The 19,544-nt window shown below is 55.3% G+C and carries 13 protein-coding genes; 4 read left to right on the top strand and 9 right to left on the bottom strand.

Annotated features, from left to right (window positions below):
- Positions 1-11: 11 nt before the first annotated feature.
- The 3 genes from carB (at position 12) to folA (ending at position 5,380) form a co-directional block, all read left to right on the top strand.
- The gene (carB, locus tag ACIP6T_RS15265; RefSeq protein WP_400458005.1) at positions 12-3,236 is read left to right on the top strand and encodes a carbamoyl-phosphate synthase large subunit; all 3,225 of its coding nucleotides are present in this window, start codon (positions 12-14) and stop codon (positions 3,234-3,236) included.
- Positions 3,237-3,472: 236 nt separating this feature from the next.
- Positions 3,473-4,615 carry a porin gene (locus ACIP6T_RS15260; RefSeq protein ID WP_097094968.1) on the top strand — a complete coding sequence of 381 codons (1,143 nt, stop codon included), beginning with the start codon at positions 3,473-3,475 and terminating at the stop codon, positions 4,613-4,615.
- 285 nt (positions 4,616-4,900) lie between these two features.
- Entirely contained in the window at positions 4,901-5,380 is a 480-nt protein-coding gene (gene folA, locus ACIP6T_RS15255) for a type 3 dihydrofolate reductase (protein WP_097094967.1), read from the top strand.
- 47 nt (positions 5,381-5,427) lie between these two features.
- On the opposite strand, the gene apaH is transcribed toward folA, so the two are convergent.
- Genes apaH through lptD form a run of 6 tightly spaced genes read right to left on the bottom strand, consistent with a single transcriptional unit; the run spans position 5,428 to position 12,256 of the window.
- Positions 5,428-6,297 carry a bis(5'-nucleosyl)-tetraphosphatase (symmetrical) ApaH gene (apaH, locus tag ACIP6T_RS15250; protein WP_097094966.1) on the bottom strand — a complete coding sequence of 290 codons (870 nt, stop codon included), beginning with the start codon at positions 6,295-6,297 and terminating at the stop codon, positions 5,428-5,430.
- 49 nt (positions 6,298-6,346) lie between these two features.
- A complete protein-coding gene (apaG, locus tag ACIP6T_RS15245; protein ID WP_400458004.1) occupies positions 6,347-6,724 on the bottom strand; it encodes a Co2+/Mg2+ efflux protein ApaG in 378 nt (125 codons plus the stop codon).
- 4 nt (positions 6,725-6,728) lie between these two features.
- Entirely contained in the window at positions 6,729-7,553 is an 825-nt protein-coding gene (rsmA, locus tag ACIP6T_RS15240) for a 16S rRNA (adenine(1518)-N(6)/adenine(1519)-N(6))-dimethyltransferase RsmA (protein ID WP_097094964.1), read from the bottom strand.
- On the bottom strand, positions 7,546-8,538 hold the full coding sequence (pdxA, locus tag ACIP6T_RS15235; protein ID WP_097094963.1) for a 4-hydroxythreonine-4-phosphate dehydrogenase PdxA: 993 nt from the start codon (positions 8,536-8,538) through the stop codon (positions 7,546-7,548). The genes rsmA and pdxA overlap by 8 nt, the downstream gene beginning before the upstream one ends.
- Positions 8,528-9,823, bottom strand: a complete 1,296-nt coding sequence (gene surA / locus ACIP6T_RS15230) for a peptidylprolyl isomerase SurA (RefSeq protein WP_400458002.1) — start codon at positions 9,821-9,823, stop codon at positions 8,528-8,530. The genes pdxA and surA overlap by 11 nt, the downstream gene beginning before the upstream one ends.
- A 54-nt stretch (positions 9,824-9,877) precedes the next feature.
- Complete coding sequence (gene lptD, locus ACIP6T_RS15225) at positions 9,878-12,256, bottom strand: LPS assembly protein LptD (RefSeq protein ID WP_400458001.1); 2,379 nt, start codon at positions 12,254-12,256, stop codon at positions 9,878-9,880.
- A 182-nt stretch (positions 12,257-12,438) separates the two neighbouring features.
- Between lptD and djlA the strand changes: the two genes are divergently transcribed.
- Positions 12,439-13,251, top strand: coding sequence for a co-chaperone DjlA (djlA, locus tag ACIP6T_RS15220; protein WP_097094961.1), 813 nt, complete (start codon positions 12,439-12,441; stop codon positions 13,249-13,251).
- 146 nt (positions 13,252-13,397) lie between these two features.
- Here the strand turns inward: djlA and rluA are convergent, their stop codons facing one another.
- The 3 genes from rluA to polB form a co-directional block, all read right to left on the bottom strand.
- Positions 13,398-14,057, bottom strand: a complete 660-nt coding sequence (gene rluA / locus ACIP6T_RS15215; RefSeq protein WP_345827284.1) for a bifunctional tRNA pseudouridine(32) synthase/23S rRNA pseudouridine(746) synthase RluA — start codon at positions 14,055-14,057, stop codon at positions 13,398-13,400.
- 19 nt (positions 14,058-14,076) lie between these two features.
- A complete protein-coding gene (gene rapA, locus ACIP6T_RS15210) occupies positions 14,077-16,983 on the bottom strand; it encodes an RNA polymerase-associated protein RapA (protein ID WP_400458000.1) in 2,907 nt (968 codons plus the stop codon).
- Between the two features lie 152 nt (positions 16,984-17,135).
- On the bottom strand, positions 17,136-19,496 hold the full coding sequence (gene polB, locus ACIP6T_RS15205) for a DNA polymerase II (RefSeq protein ID WP_400457999.1): 2,361 nt from the start codon (positions 19,494-19,496) through the stop codon (positions 17,136-17,138).
- Positions 19,497-19,544 lie beyond the last annotated feature (48 nt).

The raw sequence follows: 19,544 nt of genomic DNA, 5'->3' as shown, positions 1-19,544 counted from the left end.
AGGAGCCATTGATGCCAAAACGTACAGACATAAAATCCATCCTGATCCTTGGCGCTGGCCCGATCGTCATCGGCCAGGCATGCGAATTTGACTACTCCGGTGCGCAGGCGTGTAAAGCGCTGCGCGAAGAGGGTTACCGCGTCATTCTGGTGAACTCGAACCCGGCCACTATCATGACCGACCCGGAAATGGCCGATGCCACCTACATCGAGCCGATTCACTGGGAAGTGGTACGCAAAATTATCGAAAAAGAGCGCCCGGATGCAGTGTTGCCAACCATGGGCGGCCAGACAGCGCTGAACTGTGCGCTGGAGCTGGAGCGTCAGGGCGTGCTGGCGGAGTTCGGCGTCACCATGATTGGTGCCACCGCCGATGCGATTGACAAAGCCGAAGATCGCCGCCGTTTTGACGTGGCGATGAAAAGCATTGGTCTCGGCACGGCGCGTTCCGGTATTGCGCACAATATGGAAGAAGCGCTGGCGGTGGCCGAAGACGTTGGCTTCCCGTGTATCATCCGTCCTTCCTTTACCATGGGCGGCACCGGCGGCGGTATCGCCTATAACCGCGAAGAGTTCGAAGAGATTTGCGAACGCGGTCTGGATCTGTCGCCAACCAATGAGCTGCTGATTGACGAGTCGCTGATTGGCTGGAAAGAGTACGAGATGGAAGTGGTGCGTGATAAAAACGACAACTGCATCATCGTCTGCTCAATCGAAAACTTCGATGCGATGGGCATTCACACCGGCGACTCCATCACCGTGGCACCAGCGCAAACCCTGACCGACAAAGAGTATCAAATCATGCGTAACGCCTCGCTGGCGGTACTGCGTGAAATCGGTGTAGAAACCGGCGGTTCTAACGTGCAGTTCTCGGTGAACCCGAAAGATGGCCGTATGATCGTCATCGAAATGAACCCGCGCGTGTCGCGCTCTTCGGCGCTGGCCTCGAAAGCTACCGGCTTCCCGATTGCAAAAGTGGCCGCAAAGCTGGCGGTAGGCTTTACCCTCGATGAGCTGATGAACGACATCACCGGCGGCTTAACGCCGGCATCGTTCGAACCGTCAATCGACTACGTCGTGACCAAGATTCCTCGCTTCAACTTCGAGAAGTTTGCCGGTGCCAACGATCGTCTGACGACGCAGATGAAATCGGTGGGTGAAGTGATGGCGATTGGCCGTACTTTCCAGGAATCGATGCAGAAAGCGCTGCGTGGTCTCGAAGTCGGCGCCAACGGTTTTGACCCAAAAGTCAGCCTGGACGATCCCGAGGCCTTAACGCGCATCCGCCGTGAACTGAAAGACGCCGGTTCTGACCGTATCTGGTACATCGCCGATGCCTTCCGCGCCGGCATGTCAGTGGATGGCGTATTCAATCTCACCAACATCGACCGCTGGTTCCTGGTACAGATTGAAGAGCTGGTGCGTCTGGAAGAGCGAGTTGAGCGCGAAGGCGTGAACTCGCTGAATGCTGAGTTCCTGCGAGCTCTGAAGCGTAAAGGCTTTGCCGATGTGCGCCTGGCTGCGCTGGCGGGCGTTTCAGAAGGTGAAATCCGCAAGTTGCGTCAGCAGTTTAACCTGCATCCGGTCTACAAGCGCGTTGATACCTGCGCCGCTGAATTCGCCACCGATACTGCGTATATGTACTCCACCTACGAGGAAGAGTGCGAAGCCAATCCAAACCAGGATCGTGAAAAAATCATGATTCTGGGCGGCGGTCCAAACCGTATCGGTCAGGGCATCGAGTTCGATTACTGCTGCGTGCACGCCGCGCTGGCACTGCGTGAAGACGGTTACGAAACCATCATGGTTAACTGTAACCCGGAAACCGTCTCGACCGATTACGATACCTCAGACCGCCTGTACTTCGAACCCGTTACCCTCGAAGACGTGCTGGAAATCGTGCGCATTGAGCAGCCAAAAGGCGTGATCGTGCAGTACGGTGGCCAGACGCCGCTGAAACTGGCGCGCGCGCTCGAAGCGGCTGGCGTGCCGGTGATTGGTACCAGCCCGGATGCGATTGACCGTGCAGAAGACCGTGAGCGTTTCCAGCAGGCGGTTGATCGCCTGAGCCTGAAGCAACCCGCGAACGCCACCGTGGCTACGCTGGAGCAGGCGGTAGAAAAAGCGGCCGGCATCGGCTATCCGCTGGTGGTGCGTCCTTCTTATGTGCTGGGCGGCCGCGCGATGGAAATCGTTTACGATGAAATCGACCTGAAGCGCTACTTCCAGACTGCGGTTTCCGTCTCTAATGATGCGCCAGTACTGCTGGATCGCTTCCTCGACGATGCGGTTGAAGTGGATGTCGATGCGATTTGCGACGGCGAGCGCGTGCTGATTGGCGGCATTATGGAGCACATCGAGCAGGCGGGCGTGCACTCCGGTGACTCTGCGTGTTCACTGCCGGCCTACACGCTGAGCACGGAAATCCAGAACGTCATGCGTCAGCAGGTCGAGAAACTGGCCTTTGAGCTGAATGTACGCGGCTTGATGAACGTGCAGTTTGCGGTGAAGGACAACGAGGTTTACCTGATTGAGGTTAACCCGCGTGCCGCACGTACCGTACCGTTCGTGTCGAAAGCCACCGGCGTGGCGCTAGCCAAAGTGGCGGCGCGCGTAATGGCAGGCAAAACGCTGGCGGAGCAGGGCGTCACCAAAGAAGTGATTCCACCGTATTACTCGGTGAAAGAAGTGGTGCTGCCGTTCAACAAGTTCCCAGGCGTTGACCCGATTCTTGGCCCTGAAATGCGCTCTACCGGTGAAGTGATGGGCGTGGGTCGTACCTTCGCGGAAGCCTTTGCGAAAGCGATGCTAGGCGCGCAGAGCAACATGAAGAAAACCGGTCGTGCACTGTTGTCGGTGCGTGAAGGCGATAAGAAACGTATCGTCGACCTGGCGGCGAAGCTGCAGAAGTTTGGTTTCGAGCTGGATGCGACACACGGCACCGCAGTGGTGCTGGGCGAAGCGGGTATTAATCCTCGTCTGGTGAACAAGGTGCACGAAGGTCGTCCACACATTCAGGATCGTCTGAAGAATGGCGAATATGCCTATATCGTGAACACCACAGCGGGACGTCAGGCAATTGAAGACTCCAAGCTGATTCGTCGCAGCGCGCTGCAATATAAAGTGCATTACGACACCACGCTGAACGGCGGTTTTGCGACGGCGATGGCGCTGAATGCCGATCCGACTGAGCAAGTTATCTCAGTGCAGGAAATGCACGCACAAATTAAAGGCTAAGCAGACATTGCGGTATGAAAACGGCTCCTGTGGGGGCCGTTTTTTTTGCCTTTAGTGACCAGGCAAATATCGTTATCTGTAAAAATCATATTAATTTGACATAGTATTTACCAGTTGATGCGGAAACTGTTACATCCAGGAATATCCGCACAAAATTATAAATAACAACCCAGTAAGCGCACCGTACTATTTCGCTCGCTCATCAATAGAGCGCTCACCTTTACTGGGAATAAAAAATGAAAATGCGTGCTTTCACTCTCAGCGCTATTGCTGCATTACTCGCAGCGGCGCCACTTGCTAGCCAGGCGGAAATCACTCTGCTGAAGCAGGATCCACAGGCAGGCGATCCGCTTAGCCGTCTTGACTTCAAAGTGGGCGGCAGTATTCGTCCACAGTTCCAGCATCAGAACGGGGTTAACGACCAATCATACAAACGCAATGGTTATGATGGTGGTTCACGTTTCCGTTTTACCGCTAATTACTACCTGTTTGATGACGTGAGTTGGGTAGGTTATTACGAGCTGGGTGTTAACTTCCCTGCATGGTGGGGATGGGATAATCATCATGCTGATGGTGCTAACAATACCACGCGTCGCCAGCTCTATACCGGCTTCAAAAGCGCCTCTTTGGGTGAACTCTACTTTGGTCAGCAGAACAGCGTTTATTACGATGTAGTAGGCGCGAAAACCGATATCTGGGACTACGATATGCTAGCCCAGGCACCGGGCAACGGCATCAATGGTGACTACGACGGTTCTTATCGTTCACGCAAAATGCTGAAGTACAAAAACACCTTCGGTGATGCGGATGTGTACGCGGCATATCTGTTTGAAGATGATGATTTCCTGCCGGGAAATGGCCTGCGCTACAAGCGTAAAGGCGGTGGCTCGTTGGGTGTTAACTACCACATCACCAAAGATCTGGCATGGGGCACCGCGTGGAACTACACCCGTGCTGATATCCATAATCCAGGCAACGGCGACAGCAAGCGCTACGACCAGAATATCTACGGTACCGCACTGAGCTGGACGCCGGATAACTGGACGCTGTCAGCCGGCGCCGGTTGGTATGAGAACTTCTCGCCTACCAAACGCAATACCGTCAACAACTACTTCGCCGATGACGCGTGGGGCGTTGAATACTTCGCGGGTTACAAATTCCCGATTGGTCAGTACGCGGTGAAATCCATCCAGCCTTACTTCATGGGTGACCGTCTGGAGTTCGTCAACGGACGTGATTACAAACGTATCGACAATGGGGTTGGCGTGAGCGCACAGCTCGACTATGGCTTCCGTGTTGATTACGAATATGTCATCACATCTAGCACCGACAAATCACTGGGTAACGTAAACCTCGTGCGTCTGCGCTACGATTTCTAACCTGTCTTAACGGCTCCCGCGGGAGCCGTTTTCTTTTATCGCACAGAGTGCGCTTTTCTTTACACTGCGCTACCCACGATCTGCCGTGATGCGCTGAGTTGTGCCGTCTCACCAGCAATTTCTGGCGCCTCTCCCCGCTATTGCTGGAAAAGTCGGTGCAAAACTCTGTCCAATAACAAAAGTGCGGTGGCATCGGAGCTTTACGCAAATAGCGGGGTCGGCCTATCGACGAAAGTTTCGCCTTTACGTATGATGGCGCCAATTTTTTCCTGTAGGTCTTTTAACATGATTAGTCTGATCGCGGCGCTGGCTGCGGATCGCATTATCGGTATGGAAAACGCCATGCCCTGGAACCTGCCTGCTGATTTGGCGTGGTTTAAGCGTAATACCTTGAATAAGCCGGTGATTATGGGCCGTCTGACCTTTGAATCTATCGGTCGTCCGCTGCCAGGGCGTCTGAACATTGTGGTCAGCAGCCAGCCAGGCAACCATGAAGGCGTTACCTGGGTAACGTCGCTGGAAGAGGCAGTGAAAGCCGCAGGTGATGTTGACGAGATGATGGTGATTGGCGGTGGACGCGTTTACGAGCAGATGCTGGCGCGCGCAGATCGTCTGTATCTGACGCATATCGACGCGGAAGTGGAAGGGGATACGCAGTTCCCGGATTACGAGCCGGATGAGTGGCAATCAACCTTCAGCGAATTCCACGATGCCGATGAGCAGAACTCACACAGCTACTGCTTCGAGATTCTGGATCGCCGTTGATTACATTTGTTATTCGTAGGGTCGCCATTCATGGCGACCTTTTTTATTTATGGCGTATCGCTTAACGGTGGGTGTGCGCTGACCGCGCTTTCCGCCATCGCCTGCTCGCGATTGGAGGCTTGCACGTAATAGTGTTTGCTTTCCCAATGCAGCAGCGTCAGTGTTCCGCCCCAGCAGCAACCGGTATCCAGACCAATTACGTGCTCCGGCGTGCCTTTCCCCTCCAGTGACGCCCAATGACCAAAAATCTGCGTGTAGTGACTGTCGATCTTGCTCGGCACCATAAACCACGGCTTCAGCGGCGGTGGTGCAGATTCCGGGGATTCCTTACAAATCATATCCAGCTGGCCATTTGGGAAGCAGAAGCGCATGCGCGTCAGCGCATTGGTGCTAAACCGCAGGCGTGCCAGCCCGCTAAGCTCCGGCGTCCAGTTATTAGGCATGTCGCCGTACATGGCGTCGAGAAACAGCGGATAGCTGTCGCTGGAAAGCACTGCTTCTACTTCGCGCGCGCACATTTGCGCCGTGTCCAGATCCCACTGCGGCGTAATGCCGGCATGAGCCATCAACAGTTTCTTCTCTTCATCCACCTGCAACAGCGGCTGACGGCGTAACCAGTTGATCAGTTCATCGGCATCATCGGCTTCCAGCAGCGGCGTCAGGCGATCCTTCGGCTTATTACGGCTAATTCCCGCATACACAGCGAGCAGATGCAGATCGTGATTGCCCAGCACTAAGCGTACGCAATCTCCCAGCGATTTCACGTAGCGCAGCACCTCAAGCGAGCCGGGGCCGCGCGCCACCAGATCGCCGGTAAGCCATAGAGTGTCGTGCTGCGGATCGAAATCTACCTGCGCCAATAGCGCACGAAGCTCGTCATAACAGCCATGAATATCGCCAATCAGGTATGTACTCATTGTCAGTCCGATGAAAACGCGCCGCCCGGACTGGCCGGGCGGGGGAGGATTAATGAATGTGGGTTTGCACCGCAAGTCGGAACACCGGGATCTCGACGTGGAACTCTTCTCCCGCGTCATCGATCATCACATAGTGGCCCTGCATGGTGCCCATCGGCGTTTCCAGAACTGCGCCGCTGGTATACTGATATTCGCCGCCGGCAGCAATGTGCGGCTGTTCGCCGACCACGCCTTCACCTTGCACTTCAGTCTCGCGACCGTTGCCATTAGTGATGAGCCAATAGCGGCTGCGCAGCTGTACGCTGCCGCGCCCTAAATTGCGGATGGTGATGGTGTAGGCAAACACGTAGCGATCCTCGTCGGGCAAGGATTGCGACTCCACATACTGACTATGTACATGGACACAGACGCGGGCCAATTCACTCATGCACTCAATTCTCCGGAGTTTCTGCCTGATGATTGCTCAACCAGTTTGCCAGTTGGCAATATTGCGCCACAGAAACGTTTTCTGCACGCAGCGAGGCATCGATGTCCAATTGATCCAGCGCACCAGCCGCAAACATATGAGCGAGGCTGTTGCGCAGCGTTTTACGGCGTTTACCAAAGGCTTCAGTGGTAATGCGGCTCAGCAGACGAATATCGCTGACCGGATACTGCGGCTGCATATAAGGCACTAAACGCACCACGGCCGAATCCACTTTCGGTGCCGGCGTGAATGACTCTGGCGGCACTTCAAGCACAGGAATGACCTGGCAGTAATACTGCGCCATCACACTTAAACGCCCATAAGCTTTGCTGCCCGGTCCGGCGACTAAGCGATTCACCACTTCTTTCTGCAACATAAAGTGCATGTCTTTAATCGAACCAGTATAGCTGAAAAGGTGGAACATCAGCGGCGTCGAGATGTTGTACGGCAGGTTGCCGAACACGCGTAGCGGCTGACCTTTCTCCTGCGCCAGCGCGGAGAAATCAAAGGTCATGGCATCCTGCTGGAAAATGGTCAGCTTTGGACCGAGGAACGGATGCGTTTGCAGACGCGCGGCAAGGTCGCGGTCCAGTTCGACAACGGTCAGCTCATCCAGACGCTCGCCTACCGGCTCGGTTAACGCACCAAGGCCGGGGCCAATTTCCACCACCGCTTCACCTTTTTGTGGGTGAATGGCGGAGACAATGCTGTCGATAATGTACTGATCGTTCAGGAAGTTTTGCCCGAAACGTTTACGGGCATAATGCCCCTGATGGACGCGATTATTCATTACTGCTCTTGATCATAGTGATGGCGAGATTAAGCGCCGTGATAAAGCTGCCCGGATCTGCCTGGCCAAGGCCGGCTAATTCAAGCGCGGTGCCGTGATCGACAGAAGTCCGGATAAAGGGCAGGCCAAGGGTGATATTCACCGCACGACCAAACCCCTGAAATTTTAGCACCGGTAAGCCCTGGTCGTGATACATCGCCAGCACTGCGTCGGCATGTTGCAGATATTTCGGCTGGAACAACGTATCCGCGGGCAGTGGTCCGGTGAGTTGGATGCCTTGCTGACGCAACTCGTTGAGCGCCGGAATAATGGTATCAATCTCTTCGCGGCCCATATGGCCGCTTTCGCCTGCATGCGGATTAAGGCCACAGACGAAGATATGGGGATTCGGCAAACCAAACTTTTGCTGCAGATCGCGATGCAAAATGGCGATCACTTCATGCAGACTTTCGCGGGTAATCGCAGCGGAAACATCTTTCAGCGGCAGATGGGTGGTGGCCAGCGCAACGCGCAGCTCTTCCGTTGCCAGCATCATCACCACCAAATCGCCACCAGCGCGATCGGCAAAGAACTCGGTATGGCCGGTAAACGGAATGCCGGCATCATTGATAACGCCTTTATGCACGGGGCCGGTAATCAACGCGGCGAACTCACCGTTGAGGCAGCCGTCACAGGCGCGTGCCAGCGTTGCCAGCACATAGTGACTGTTCGCGACACAGAGTTCGCCAGCCGTGACCGGCTGAGCAATATCTACTTGCAGCAGCGTTAGGGTGCCCGCCTGCTGCGGTTGTGCTGCGACGCCAGGCTGATAATCGCGTAGCGTCAGCGGTAAACCCAGTAAAGCAGCGCGACGGCGCAGAAGCTCGCCGTCGCCGCAGACTACCAACTCAACTGGCCAGTTTTGCTGCGCCAGTTGAACGGTGAGGTCGGGACCAATCCCGGCAGGTTCGCCGGGGGTGATCGCTACACGATAATTACTGACCATTGTTATCCAGGATCTTCACGTAAGCACCGGCGCGTTGTTCCTGCATCCAGGTTTGCGCTTCTTCCGCAAATTTACGGTTGAACAGCATGCGATACGCGCGCTCTTTTTGCGCTGCGTCGGTCTTATCAACCTGACGCGTATCCAGCAGCTGAATCAAGTGCCAGCCAAATGAGGAGTGAACCGGTTGGCTAACCTGGCCTTTCTGCAGTTTCAGCAATGCATCACGGAACGCCGGATCGTAAATTTCCGGGGATGCCCAGCCGAGATCGCCGCCCTGGTTTGCTGAGCCCGGATCGTCAGAGAACTGTTTAGCCGCAGCAGCGAAGGTGGTTTTGCCACTTTTAATATCAGCTGCGATCTGTTCGATCTTGGCTTGTGCCTGCGCATCAGTCAGGATCGGTGACGGCTTCAGCAGAATGTGGCGCGCGTGGACTTCGGTCACGGAGATGTTTTTGCTTTCGCCACGCAGGTCGTTCACTTTCAGGATGTGGAAGCCCACGCCTGAACGAATTGGACCGACAATATCGCCTTTCTTCGCCGTGCTCAGCGCCTGCGAGAACAGCGTTGGCAGCTCTTCAATCTTGCCCCAACCCATGTTGCCGCCTTTCAGCGCCTGCGGATCGGCAGAGTAGGTCACTGCCAGTTTGCCAAAGTCGGCGCCGGCTTTCAGTTGACCGACCAGCTGGCGAGCCAGCGTTTCCTGATCGTCAACCTGCTGTTGCGTTGGATTTTCTGGCAGCGGCAACAGAATCTGGCTGATATTCAGTTCGGTACCCTGCGTGTTCTGTGCGCCAACCTGAGCGGCCAGCGTGTCGACTTCCTGCGGCAGAATAGTGACGCGGCGACGCACTTCGTTATTACGCACTTCAGCGATCGTCATCTCTTTGCGAATCTGCGCACGGTACACGTTATAGTCCATGCCATCGTACGCCAGACGGCTGCGCAGCTGATCGAGACTCATGCGGTTCTGCGCGGCGATGTTCTGAATAGCCTCATCCAGTTGCTGATCGGTAATCTGAACGCCCGCTCTTTCACCCATCTGCAGAATGATGGCATCCATGACCTGGCGTTCCAGGATTTGATGACGCAATGTTTTGTCATCAGGGAGCTGCTGTTTTGCCTGCTGCGCCTGTGATTTCACGGTGCGCATCATGTCATCAACGTCACTTTCCAGTACCACGCCGTTATTCACGACAGCGGCAACTTTATCAACCACTTGTGGGGCTGCGAACGCAGTGTTGGCGGTAATCGCCACACCAAGAATCAGCATTCTCCAGTTCTTCATACTTTATCCATTGTTGTTTCCGCACTGCGGGATAGCCTGTCAAACATCACAACATCAGAAAGCGCGCTGGTAAGGGATGATGCCCTGACGCAGCATTTCATTGGTGCCTAAGCCATAGTTGGAACTCAGACCACGCAGCTCAATGTTGAATGAGATTTGGTTGTCATACTTACTGTCGTTGTTTTCCCAACCGTTGATCTTGCGTTCGTAACCCAGACGGATGGCGTAGCAGCACGAGCTGTACTGCAGGCCGACCAGCTGCTCAGCCGGACGACTGTTGCGGGTATCGTAGTAATAACCGCCAACCAGTGACCAGGCATCGGCAATTGGCCAGCTGGCGGTGGCACCCACCTGCGAAATCCCGTTTTTGTAAATCGGATCCGTCACCAGGTTTGAGTTATTCAGCGCCTGCGCTACGTATTCCGGGCTGCTGTAGCGGTAGCTCAGCTGTACCATGCGATCGGCATCCTGACGATACTCAACCACGGCGTTACCCTGTGCCACGTTATCGAGGCGCGTGTCATATTGCAGTCCACCACGCGCGCCCCAGCGATCGCTGATTTTCCAGTAAGTGTCGCCGGCCCAGACCAGGCTGCCGGTGTCATCTTCTTTGTTCGTCTGGTTTACGCCGGTACGAGACGGGGTAAACGAGTAGATTTGACCCACAGAAACGTTAAAACGTTCAACCAGATCGTTATCATAAATACGCGTGGTAACACCAGAAGCCACTTCGTTAGCGGAAGCGATGCGATCCAGGCCGCTGTAGGTACGATCGCGGAACAAACCGGTGTAATCAGTTTGCAGTAGGGTTGAGTCGTAAGGGTAGATATTGCTCTGGTTACGATAAGGAACGTAAAGGTACTGCACACGCGGTTCCAGCGTCTGCGTATAGCCAGGTTCCCAATCCATATCGCGGTCAAATACTAAGCGACCATCGACTTTGAACTGCGGCAGAGTACGGTTAACCGAATCATCCAAACGACCGCTTGAACCGCCGACGTTCGCAATTTCGCCGTTGTTATAGGCGTTGATATTTTCTTGTTGGTAATGGGTTGCCAGGAATTTCGCTTCGGTATCCAGGCTTGCCCAGCCGTTTGACAGTGGCAGATCCAGCGTTGGTTCGAGGTGCAAACGCGTCGCTTCCGGCATGCGGCTGTTTACGTTGGTAAATTTCACCGCTTGAGCATAAACGTGGCCATCAAACGGTCCTATATCGTTCTGATAGAAATTCAGATCGAGCTGAGGCTGAGCGCGATAGACATTGCTGTTGCTGGTGTTACCAAAGACCTGGAAGTCTTTACTCGACAGGGTGGCATCCCAGTTGGTGTCCGCATAGCCAAAACTGAACTTCTGCGTGGCGTAACCGTCGGTGGAGCTGTAGTACTTCGAGTCGAGATCGTTGAAGTAATACGGATCGCTCACTTTGGTGTAGTCAGCATTGAAACGCCAGTGCTGATCGTAAACGCCTGCATGACGCCAGAAGAATAACCAGCGATCGGAGCTGTCATTCTGTGCGATTCCGCGCACGGCTTTGTCGTTATCGTACTGCTTATCTGACTGAAGATAATCCAGCTCCATCAGACCCGCACCAAACACCGTCAGATAGCGGAATTCGTTCTGCAATTGCAGACCGCGTTTTTCCATATAATGCGGCGTAATAGTGGCATCGGCCTGTGGCGCGATATTCCAGTAATACGGCAGCATGAATTCGAAGCCGTTATTGCTACCGTACTTCGCATTCGGGATCAGGAAGCCAGAACGACGACGATCGCCAATCGGCAACTGCAAATAGGGGCTGTAAAACACCGGCACATTGCCGAGTTTAAAGCGGGCGTTCCAGATCTCCGCGACTTCTTCTTCGCGGTCCTGAATCACTTCGGAACCCACCACGCTCCAACTGTTGGAACCCGGCAAGCAGGAGGTAAAGCTGCCGTTTTCCAGAATGGTATAGCGATTATTACCGCGCAGTTTCATCTGATCGGCATCGCCGCGGCCCTGGCGGCCAACCATCTGATAATCACCGTTCCACACATTGGTGTCTTTGGTGTTCAGATTTGACCAGGCTTTCGGACCTTTGAGGATGACCTGATTGTCGTCATAGTGCACATTACCCAGCGCATCCACGGTGCGAACCGGCGTGGTTTGGCCATCCTGCGGACGTTGATGCAGCTGCACCTCGTCGGAACGCAGGCGGCTATTGCCCTGTTGCACATCGACGTTGCCAGTGAACACCGCGTCATTCGGATAATTGCCTTTGGCTGAATCAGAATTGATGGTGACCGGCAGCGAATTGGTATCGCCATTAACCAGCGGGCGGTTGTAGCTCGGCACGCCCAGCATGCACTGCGACATCAGATCGTCGGCAAGTGATGACTGGCTATAAAGCGCTGCACCAATCATGGTAGCCAGCAGGGTAGGTATACGTTTTTTCATACGCGGTTTCGATAATTCCATGAAAACTGGCATCATGCCGACAATCCGGTCAGAGACTAACTTACTGCCCGGCGTTGCGCCAGTGTTAATCCTTGTCTGTCCGCGTTGCCGTTAGGCGCTGAGATAAATGACAGGTATGATAATGCAATTTTCAGCCGCAAGCATGGCGAATTGAGGAGTTTATGCGCTACTGGGGAAAAGTAATCGGTCTGGCTATCGGGATATTTTCCGGTGCAGGCTTTTGGGGCATTGTACTGGGTCTGATCATTGGTCACATGTTTGACAAAGTACGCAGCGTGAAGGGACAGGGTTATTTTGCCAATAACCAGGCGCGTCAGACGCTGTTTTTCAGTACCACTTTCCAGGTGATGGGCCATTTGACCAAGTCAAAAGGGCGCGTGACCGAAGCAGATATCCAGATTGCTTCCTTATTTATGGATCGTATGCAGCTGCACGGTGATGCACGTACCGCCGCACAGCGGGCTTTTCGTGAAGGCAAACAGAGCGACTATCCATTGCGTAGTAAACTACGCGAGCTGCGCAGCGCCTGCTTTGGTCGTTTCGATCTGATTCGGATGTTTCTGGAAATCCAGATTCAGGCGGCGTTCGCCGATGGTTCACTGCATCCCAACGAGCGGCAAGTGCTGTATGTCATCGCCGAAGAGTTGGGCATTTCACGAGCACAGTTTGATCAGTTCCTGCGTATGATGGAAGGCGGCCAGCAGTTTGGTGGCGGCGGTTCTTACTCCGGCGGGGCCTATCAACAGTCGCAACGTGGGCCTACGTTAGAAGATGCCTGCAGCGTGCTGGGCGTGAAAAGCAGCGATGATGGCACCACCATCAAGCGCGCGTACCGCAAGCTGATGAGCGAGCATCATCCCGACAAGCTGGTGGCGAAAGGCTTGCCGCCGGAAATGATGGAGATGGCGAAACAGAAAGCGCAGGAAATTCAGGCGGCTTACGATTTGATTCGTAAGGAGAAGGGGTTTAAGTAAGGTTGTTTTTCCCTCACCCCGGCCCTCTCCCGCAAGCGGTAGAGGGGGCTGATCGAGCAAATTTTGAGGTTGAGTGATTCACTTTAACATCGCACAAAACGGTTCCCTCGCCCGCTTGCGGGAGAGGGCTAGGGTGAGGGACGAAACTAAAAATCTGCCGGCTGTCTAAACGTCATACTGTTACCAAACGCTGGATGCGTAATCGTCAGCGACTCGGCATGCAGCTGCAAACGCGGCGCCATGGCCAGAGCCTCTTCATGCGCATAAAAACGATCGCCGAGAATCGGATGCCCCAGCGCCAGCAAATGCACACGTAGCTGGTGGGAACGACCGGTAATGGGCTTCAGCTGTACGCGCGCACTGTTGGTGGTTTCATACTCCAGCACCTGATATTCGGTCTGCGCTGCTTTGCCGTTCTCGAAACACACCATCTGCTTCGGTCGATTTGGCCAGTCGCAAATCAGCGGCAGATCGATTAAGCCTTTCTCGGCGGCCGGATGGCCCCAAACGCGCGCCACATAATACTTAGAGGGCTCACGCTCACGGAACTGGCGCTTGAGTTCACGCTCTGCCGCTTTATTCAGGGCCACGACAATCACGCCGCTGGTCGCCATATCAAGACGATGCACCGATTCCGCCTGCGGGAAATCACGCTGGATGCGCGTCATCACGCTATCCTTGTGCTCCTCCAGGCGGCCCGGCACCGACAGCAACCCGCTCGGTTTATTCACCACCATAATGTGCTCGTCCTGATACAGAATATGCAGCCAGGGTTCGAGCGGCGGGTTGTACGCTTCCATCAGCATGATGTCGTGGTCCTGAACATTATTGGTGCGTCACGACGATCAGGCGCAGCGCATCAAGACGCCAGCCGGCGTCGCCGAGGCTTTCCAATACCTGCTCGCGATTGCTTTCCAGCGCTTCAACCTCATCATCACGGATGTTGGGGTTAACGGCGCGCAGCGCTTCAAGGCGTGACAGTTCGGCTCCCAGCTTCTCTTCGGCTTCGACTTTCGCCGCAGCAATTATCGCCTGCGCTTCCGGCACGATCACTTTTTCCGCCTGGGTCAGAATCTCATGCACGTCTTGCTGCACCGCATTCACCAGCTTGCTGCCGGTATGACGATTCACCGCATTCAGCTGACGGTTGAAGCTTTCGAACTCGACCTTGCCAGCCAGGTTATTACCGGCACGGTCCATCAACAAACGCACTGGCGTTGGCGGCAGGAAGCGGGTGAGCTGCAGGTTTTTCGGTGCCTGCGCTTCCACCACGTAGATCATCTCGACCAACAGCGTGCCTACCGGCAGCGCCTTGTTTTTCAGCAGCGATAGCGCGCAGCTGCCGGTATCGCCCGAAAGAATCAGGTCAAGGCCATTGAGGATCAGCGGATGCTCCCAGGTGATGAACTGGGTATCTTCGCGCGACAGCGCCTGATTGCGGTTAAAGGTCACAGTGCAACCGTCTTCCGGCAGGCCTGGGAAATCGGGAACCAGCATATGATCGGAAGGCGTCAGCACGATCAGGCTATCGCTGCGATCTTCCTGATTGATGCCGACGATATCGAACAAATTCAGCGCGAAGCTGACCAGATCGGTATCGTTGTCCTGCTCGCCGATCGCGTTCGCCAGCGCTTGCGCCGCTTCACCGCCATTGGAGTTCAGTTCCAGCAAGCGATCGCGCCCCTGTTCCAGCTGAGATTTCAGCGCATCATGCTGCTTACGGCTTTCCGTGATGAACGCATCCAGCCCCTGCGGATTCTCCGGCGCGGCGAGGTATTCAATCAGCTGAGAGTACTCTTTATCGTAAATGGCGCGGCCGGTTGGGCAGGTATGCTCAAACGCGTCCAGACCTTCGTGATACCAGCGCAGCAGCACCGCCTGTGCGGTTTTTTCCAGCCACGGCACCAGAATCTGGATGTCATGCATTTGGCCGATACGATCGAGACGACCGATACGCTGCTCGAGCAGATCCGGGTTAAACGGCAGATCGAACATTACCAGGCGGCTAGCGAACTGGAAGTTACGGCCTTCAGAACCGATTTCTGAGCACAGCAGCACCTGCGCACCATCCTCTTCTGAGGCGAAGAATGCTGCCGCGCGGTCACGCTCGATGATCGATAAACCTTCGTGGAAGACGGCGGCGCGGATGCCTTCGCGCTCACGCAGCACCTGCTCCAGCTGCAGCGCGGTGGCCGCTTTAGCGCAGATCACCAGCACTTTCTCTTTGCGGTTGCTGGTGAGATAGCCCATCAGCCACTCTACGCGCGGATCAAAGTTCCACCAGGTTCCGCTATCGCCTTCAAATTCCTGATAAATCTGCTCGGGATACAGCATGTCACGCGCGCGTTCTTCTGCGCTTTTACGCGTGCCCATAATGCCGGAGACTTTAATTGCGGTTTGATACTGCGCCGGCAGCGGCAGGCGAATCTGATGCAGCTCGCGTTTCGGGAAGCCTTTTACACCGTTACGCGTGTTGCGAAACAGCACGCGGCTGGTGCCGTGGCGATCCATCAGCATTGAAACCAGCTCTTTGCGCGCATCTTCTTTGCCGTCGCGATCGCTGTTAGCCACCTGCAGCAGCGGCTCGATATCCTGCTCACCGATCAAATCGTTGATCAGATTCATTTCATCTTTGCTGATGGCGTGATCGGCCAGCAGCGAGCTGACGGCATCCGCCACCGGGCGGTAATGCTGCTGTTCTTCAACGAACTGGCCAAAATCGTGGAAGCGATTTGGATCGAGCAGGCGCAGACGGGCAAAGTGGCTCTCTAAGCCCAGCTGTTCCGGCGTTGCGGTCAGCAGCAGCACGCCAGCCGTTTTCTCAGCCAGCTGCTCAATAACCTGATATTCACGGCTCGGTGCGTCTTCGCTCCACGCCAGGTGGTGCGCTTCATCGACCACCAGCAGATCCCAATCGGCATCCGCCAGCAGTTCAAGACGCTGCTTGTTACGGCGTACAAAATCAAGCGAACAGATAATCAGCTGCTCGGTTTCAAAGGCGTTATCGCTGTCGTGCTGCGCTTCGGTATAGCGATCATCATCAAACAGCGCAAAGCGCAGGTTGAAGCGACGCAGCATTTCGACCAGCCACTGATGTTGCAGCGTTTCTGGCACCACGATCAGCACGCGCTCGGCACGGCCCGCCAGCAGCTGTTGCTGGATGATCATGCCGGCTTCGATGGTTTTACCCAGGCCGACTTCATCCGCCAGCAGCACGCGCGGTGCGTGACGACGGCCAACATCGTGCGCAATGTGCAGCTGATGCGGGATCAGGTTGGTGCGCATGCCGCGCAGGCCGCTGATCGGCAAGCGGTATTGCTCACTGTGATATTTGCGGGCGCGGAAACGCAGCGCAAAACGATCCATGCGGTCGAGCTGACCGGCGAACAGGCGATCCTGTGGCTTGCTGAACACCAGTTTGCTGTCCAGCATCACTTCGCGCATCACCACACCCGTTTCTTCGGTATCAAGACGCGTGCCGATGTAAGTCATTAATTCGTTTTCGTTGCGGACTTCATCGACGCACATCTGCCAGCCTTCATGACTGGTGATGGTGTCACCCGGATTGAAAATTACGCGAGTTACCGGAGAATCATTTCGGGCATAGAGGCGATTTTCGCCGGTTGCCGGAAACAGCATGGTGATCATGCGCGTATCGATCGCAACAACCGTGCCCAGTCCCAGTTCACTTTCCGTATCACTAATCCAGCGCTGACCCAGTGTAAAAACCATATATTTTTTGCTCGACTCTCTTACATGCCATAAAGAAGTTCACCTGCACTCAGGCAATACGCAACCGCCAAACGGGTGTTTGGTCAAATTGTGTGTGCGGTGAGAATCAGGAAGGGCGCTATGGTACTGGATGGCAAGGCATTCGTCACCTGTCAAAAAAGCCCCAGCTGCCCAGTAATCAGTGTAGCAAAGTCATCACCCACGAACGGTAAAATGCCGTCAGCCACCGGTTGTAGCTGTTTGGTGACGTAATGATCGTAGTCGAGAGGCGTGTTACGCGCCTCAAGCGGTTCCGGTCCTGCCGTCGCCATCACATAGCGTATCGAGCCGCCGTTTTGGTACTGCAACGGCCGTTGCAGCTTACGATTTTGCTCATCGGCGAGGCGCGCGGCGCGCACGTGGGGCGGCACATTGCGCTCGTAATCTTTTAACGCACGACGCAGCCGCTTTTTGTAAATCAGCTGCTCATCGAGCTCCCCGGCCAGCAGTTGCGCCACGGTTTCGCGGATATAATCCTGCCACGGCTCGCCGCGGAAAATGCGGCCATAAAGATTTTGCTGGAACTGCTGCGCCAGCGGCGTCCAGTCGGTACGCACCGATTCAAGACCTTTAAACACCAGCCGTTCGCCGCCGTCGCTTCGCATCATGCCGGCGTAGCGCTTTTTGCTGCCTTGTTCAGCGCCGCGAATCGTTGGCATCAGGAAACGGCTGAAATGGGTTTCGTACTCCAGCTCCAGCGCGCTCGCCAGTCCATAAGTCGCTTGCAGATGCTGTTGCCACCAGCCGTTGACGTGTACAGCCAGACGGCGACCAATTGCCGCAGCATCCTCTTCGCTGTGCGCGCCTTTCAGCCAGACAAAGGTAGAATCGGTATCGCCATAAATCACATCAAAGCCTTCCGCTTCAATCAGCTCACGCGTTTGTTGCATGATGGCGTGGCCGCGCAGCGTAATGGATGACGCCAGGCGCGGATCGAAAAAGCGACAGGCGCTGGTACCGAGCACGCCATAAAAGGCGTTCATGATGATTTTCAGCGCCTGTGACAGCGGTTTATTGCCGTCGCGCTTGGCCGCTTCGCGCCCTTGCCAAATCTGCTCAACAATCGCCGGTAAGCAGTGGATTTCGCGGGAAAAGCGCGCGTTGCGAAAGCCGGGCACGGAATCGGCATCATCCGGGTGCGCCAGGCCCTCGACCAGCCCAACCGGATCGATCAGGAAGGTGCGAATAATCGAGGGATAAAGGCTTTTATAATCCAGCACCAGCACCGAGTCGTACAAGCCGGGACGGGAATCCATGACGTAGCCGCCGGGGCTGGCTTCCGGTGCTACTTCACCAAGGTTAGGCGCGACGAAACCGGCGCGGTGCATGCGAGGGATATAGAGATGACCAAATGCCGCCACCGAACCGCCGTGGCGATCGACTGCCAGGCCGTTTACCGTGGCGCGTTCCAGCAGAAACGGCATGATGGCGGTGTGCTGAAATATGCGCGTTACCAGCTCGCAATCTTTAAGATTGTATTTCGCTAACGCCGGCTTATCGTTAGCAAAGCGCCAGTTGATCTCTTCCATGCGCTGCCACGGATTGTCGATGGCTTTACCTTCGCCCAGCAGCTGGCGTGAGACCGCTTCAAGGCTGAAAGAGGGGAAATCCCAGAAGGCAGATTTAAGCGCGTCGATGCCGTCAATAATTAAGCGGCCGGTGGCCTGCGCGAAGAATACATCGGGTTTAAAACCGTGCTCACGCCACTCTAAAGCCTGTTTCTGACGACCTAAACGCAGCGGAATGCCGTAGCGATCGGCATGTTTTTGTAACACGCGCAGGTCAAACTGCACCACGTTCCAGCCGATAATCACGTCTGGTTCATGTTGCTCAAACCACGCGTTGAGCTGCTCCAGCAGCTGCGGGCGGCTTTCAACATAGATGAGTTCAAAATCGAGGGTGCTGGCGTCACCGTTAGCGGGGCCGAGCATGTAGACCTGACGCTGGCCGCAGCCTTCCAGGCCAATACAATAAAGCTCGCCGTGCTGGGTGGTTTCGATATCCAGCGACACCCATTTTAGCTGCGGACGGTAATCGGGATGGGGTTTCAGGCGCGCATTCACCACGCTGTCGCCGCGCGTTTCACCGCTAAACCATACCGGCGAGGTAATAAAGCGCTCCATCAAATAGCGTTCAGGCGGACGAATATCCGCTTCGTAAACGGGAATGCCGTTCTCGCGCAGGCGTTTTTCCAGATTCTGCAGTTGGCGGTTGCTGCGGCAATAGAGGCCAAACACCGGGCGGCGGCGGAAATCCTTCAGCTCCAATGTTTGCAGGCGCGTATGGCGCTCGTCGTGCAGTAGCGCCTCAGTTTGCGCGCGAAACTCCTCTGGAATAAACGCCACCGATTCCTGAGCAGGCAGTACCAGCCGCTGCGGGCCGCTGTCGGTTGCCAGCCATAGCACCACTTCGCTGCCGGTCGGCGTATCTCGCCAATGTCGGGTAAGCAGAAAACCTGCGCGCGGATCGGTCACGTTAACTCCTGAGAATGAATTAGGCTCAGTATAACATGGATGTTTATA

Source organism: Pantoea sp. NPDC088449 (assembly GCF_044753225.1).
GTDB classification, from domain to species: domain Bacteria; phylum Pseudomonadota; class Gammaproteobacteria; order Enterobacterales; family Enterobacteriaceae; genus Pantoea; species Pantoea floridensis.
Note: the sequence above shows the minus strand (reverse complement) of the source record. Positions and strands in the feature narration are given on the sequence as shown.

Excerpts from the sequence above, each read along its gene's own strand:
- pdxA (WP_097094963.1), bottom strand. The coding sequence starts at position 8,538 with ATGGTCAGTAATTATCGTGTAGCGATCACCCCCGGCGAACCTGCCGGG.
- carB (WP_400458005.1), top strand. The coding sequence starts at position 12 with ATGCCAAAACGTACAGACATAAAATCCATCCTGATCCTTGGCGCTGGC.
- apaH (WP_097094966.1), bottom strand. The coding sequence starts at position 6,297 with ATGAGTACATACCTGATTGGCGATATTCATGGCTGTTATGACGAGCTT.
- surA (WP_400458002.1), bottom strand. The coding sequence starts at position 9,823 with ATGAAGAACTGGAGAATGCTGATTCTTGGTGTGGCGATTACCGCCAAC.
- folA (WP_097094967.1), top strand. The coding sequence starts at position 4,901 with ATGATTAGTCTGATCGCGGCGCTGGCTGCGGATCGCATTATCGGTATG.
- apaG (WP_400458004.1), bottom strand. The coding sequence starts at position 6,724 with ATGAGTGAATTGGCCCGCGTCTGTGTCCATGTACATAGTCAGTATGTG.
- rsmA (WP_097094964.1), bottom strand. The coding sequence starts at position 7,553 with ATGAATAATCGCGTCCATCAGGGGCATTATGCCCGTAAACGTTTCGGG.
- djlA (WP_097094961.1), top strand. The coding sequence starts at position 12,439 with ATGCGCTACTGGGGAAAAGTAATCGGTCTGGCTATCGGGATATTTTCC.
- lptD (WP_400458001.1), bottom strand. The coding sequence starts at position 12,256 with ATGAAAAAACGTATACCTACCCTGCTGGCTACCATGATTGGTGCAGCG.
- ACIP6T_RS15260 (WP_097094968.1), top strand. The coding sequence starts at position 3,473 with ATGAAAATGCGTGCTTTCACTCTCAGCGCTATTGCTGCATTACTCGCA.
- rluA (WP_345827284.1), bottom strand. The coding sequence starts at position 14,057 with ATGCTGATGGAAGCGTACAACCCGCCGCTCGAACCCTGGCTGCATATT.
- rapA (WP_400458000.1), bottom strand. The coding sequence starts at position 16,983 with ATGGTTTTTACACTGGGTCAGCGCTGGATTAGTGATACGGAAAGTGAA.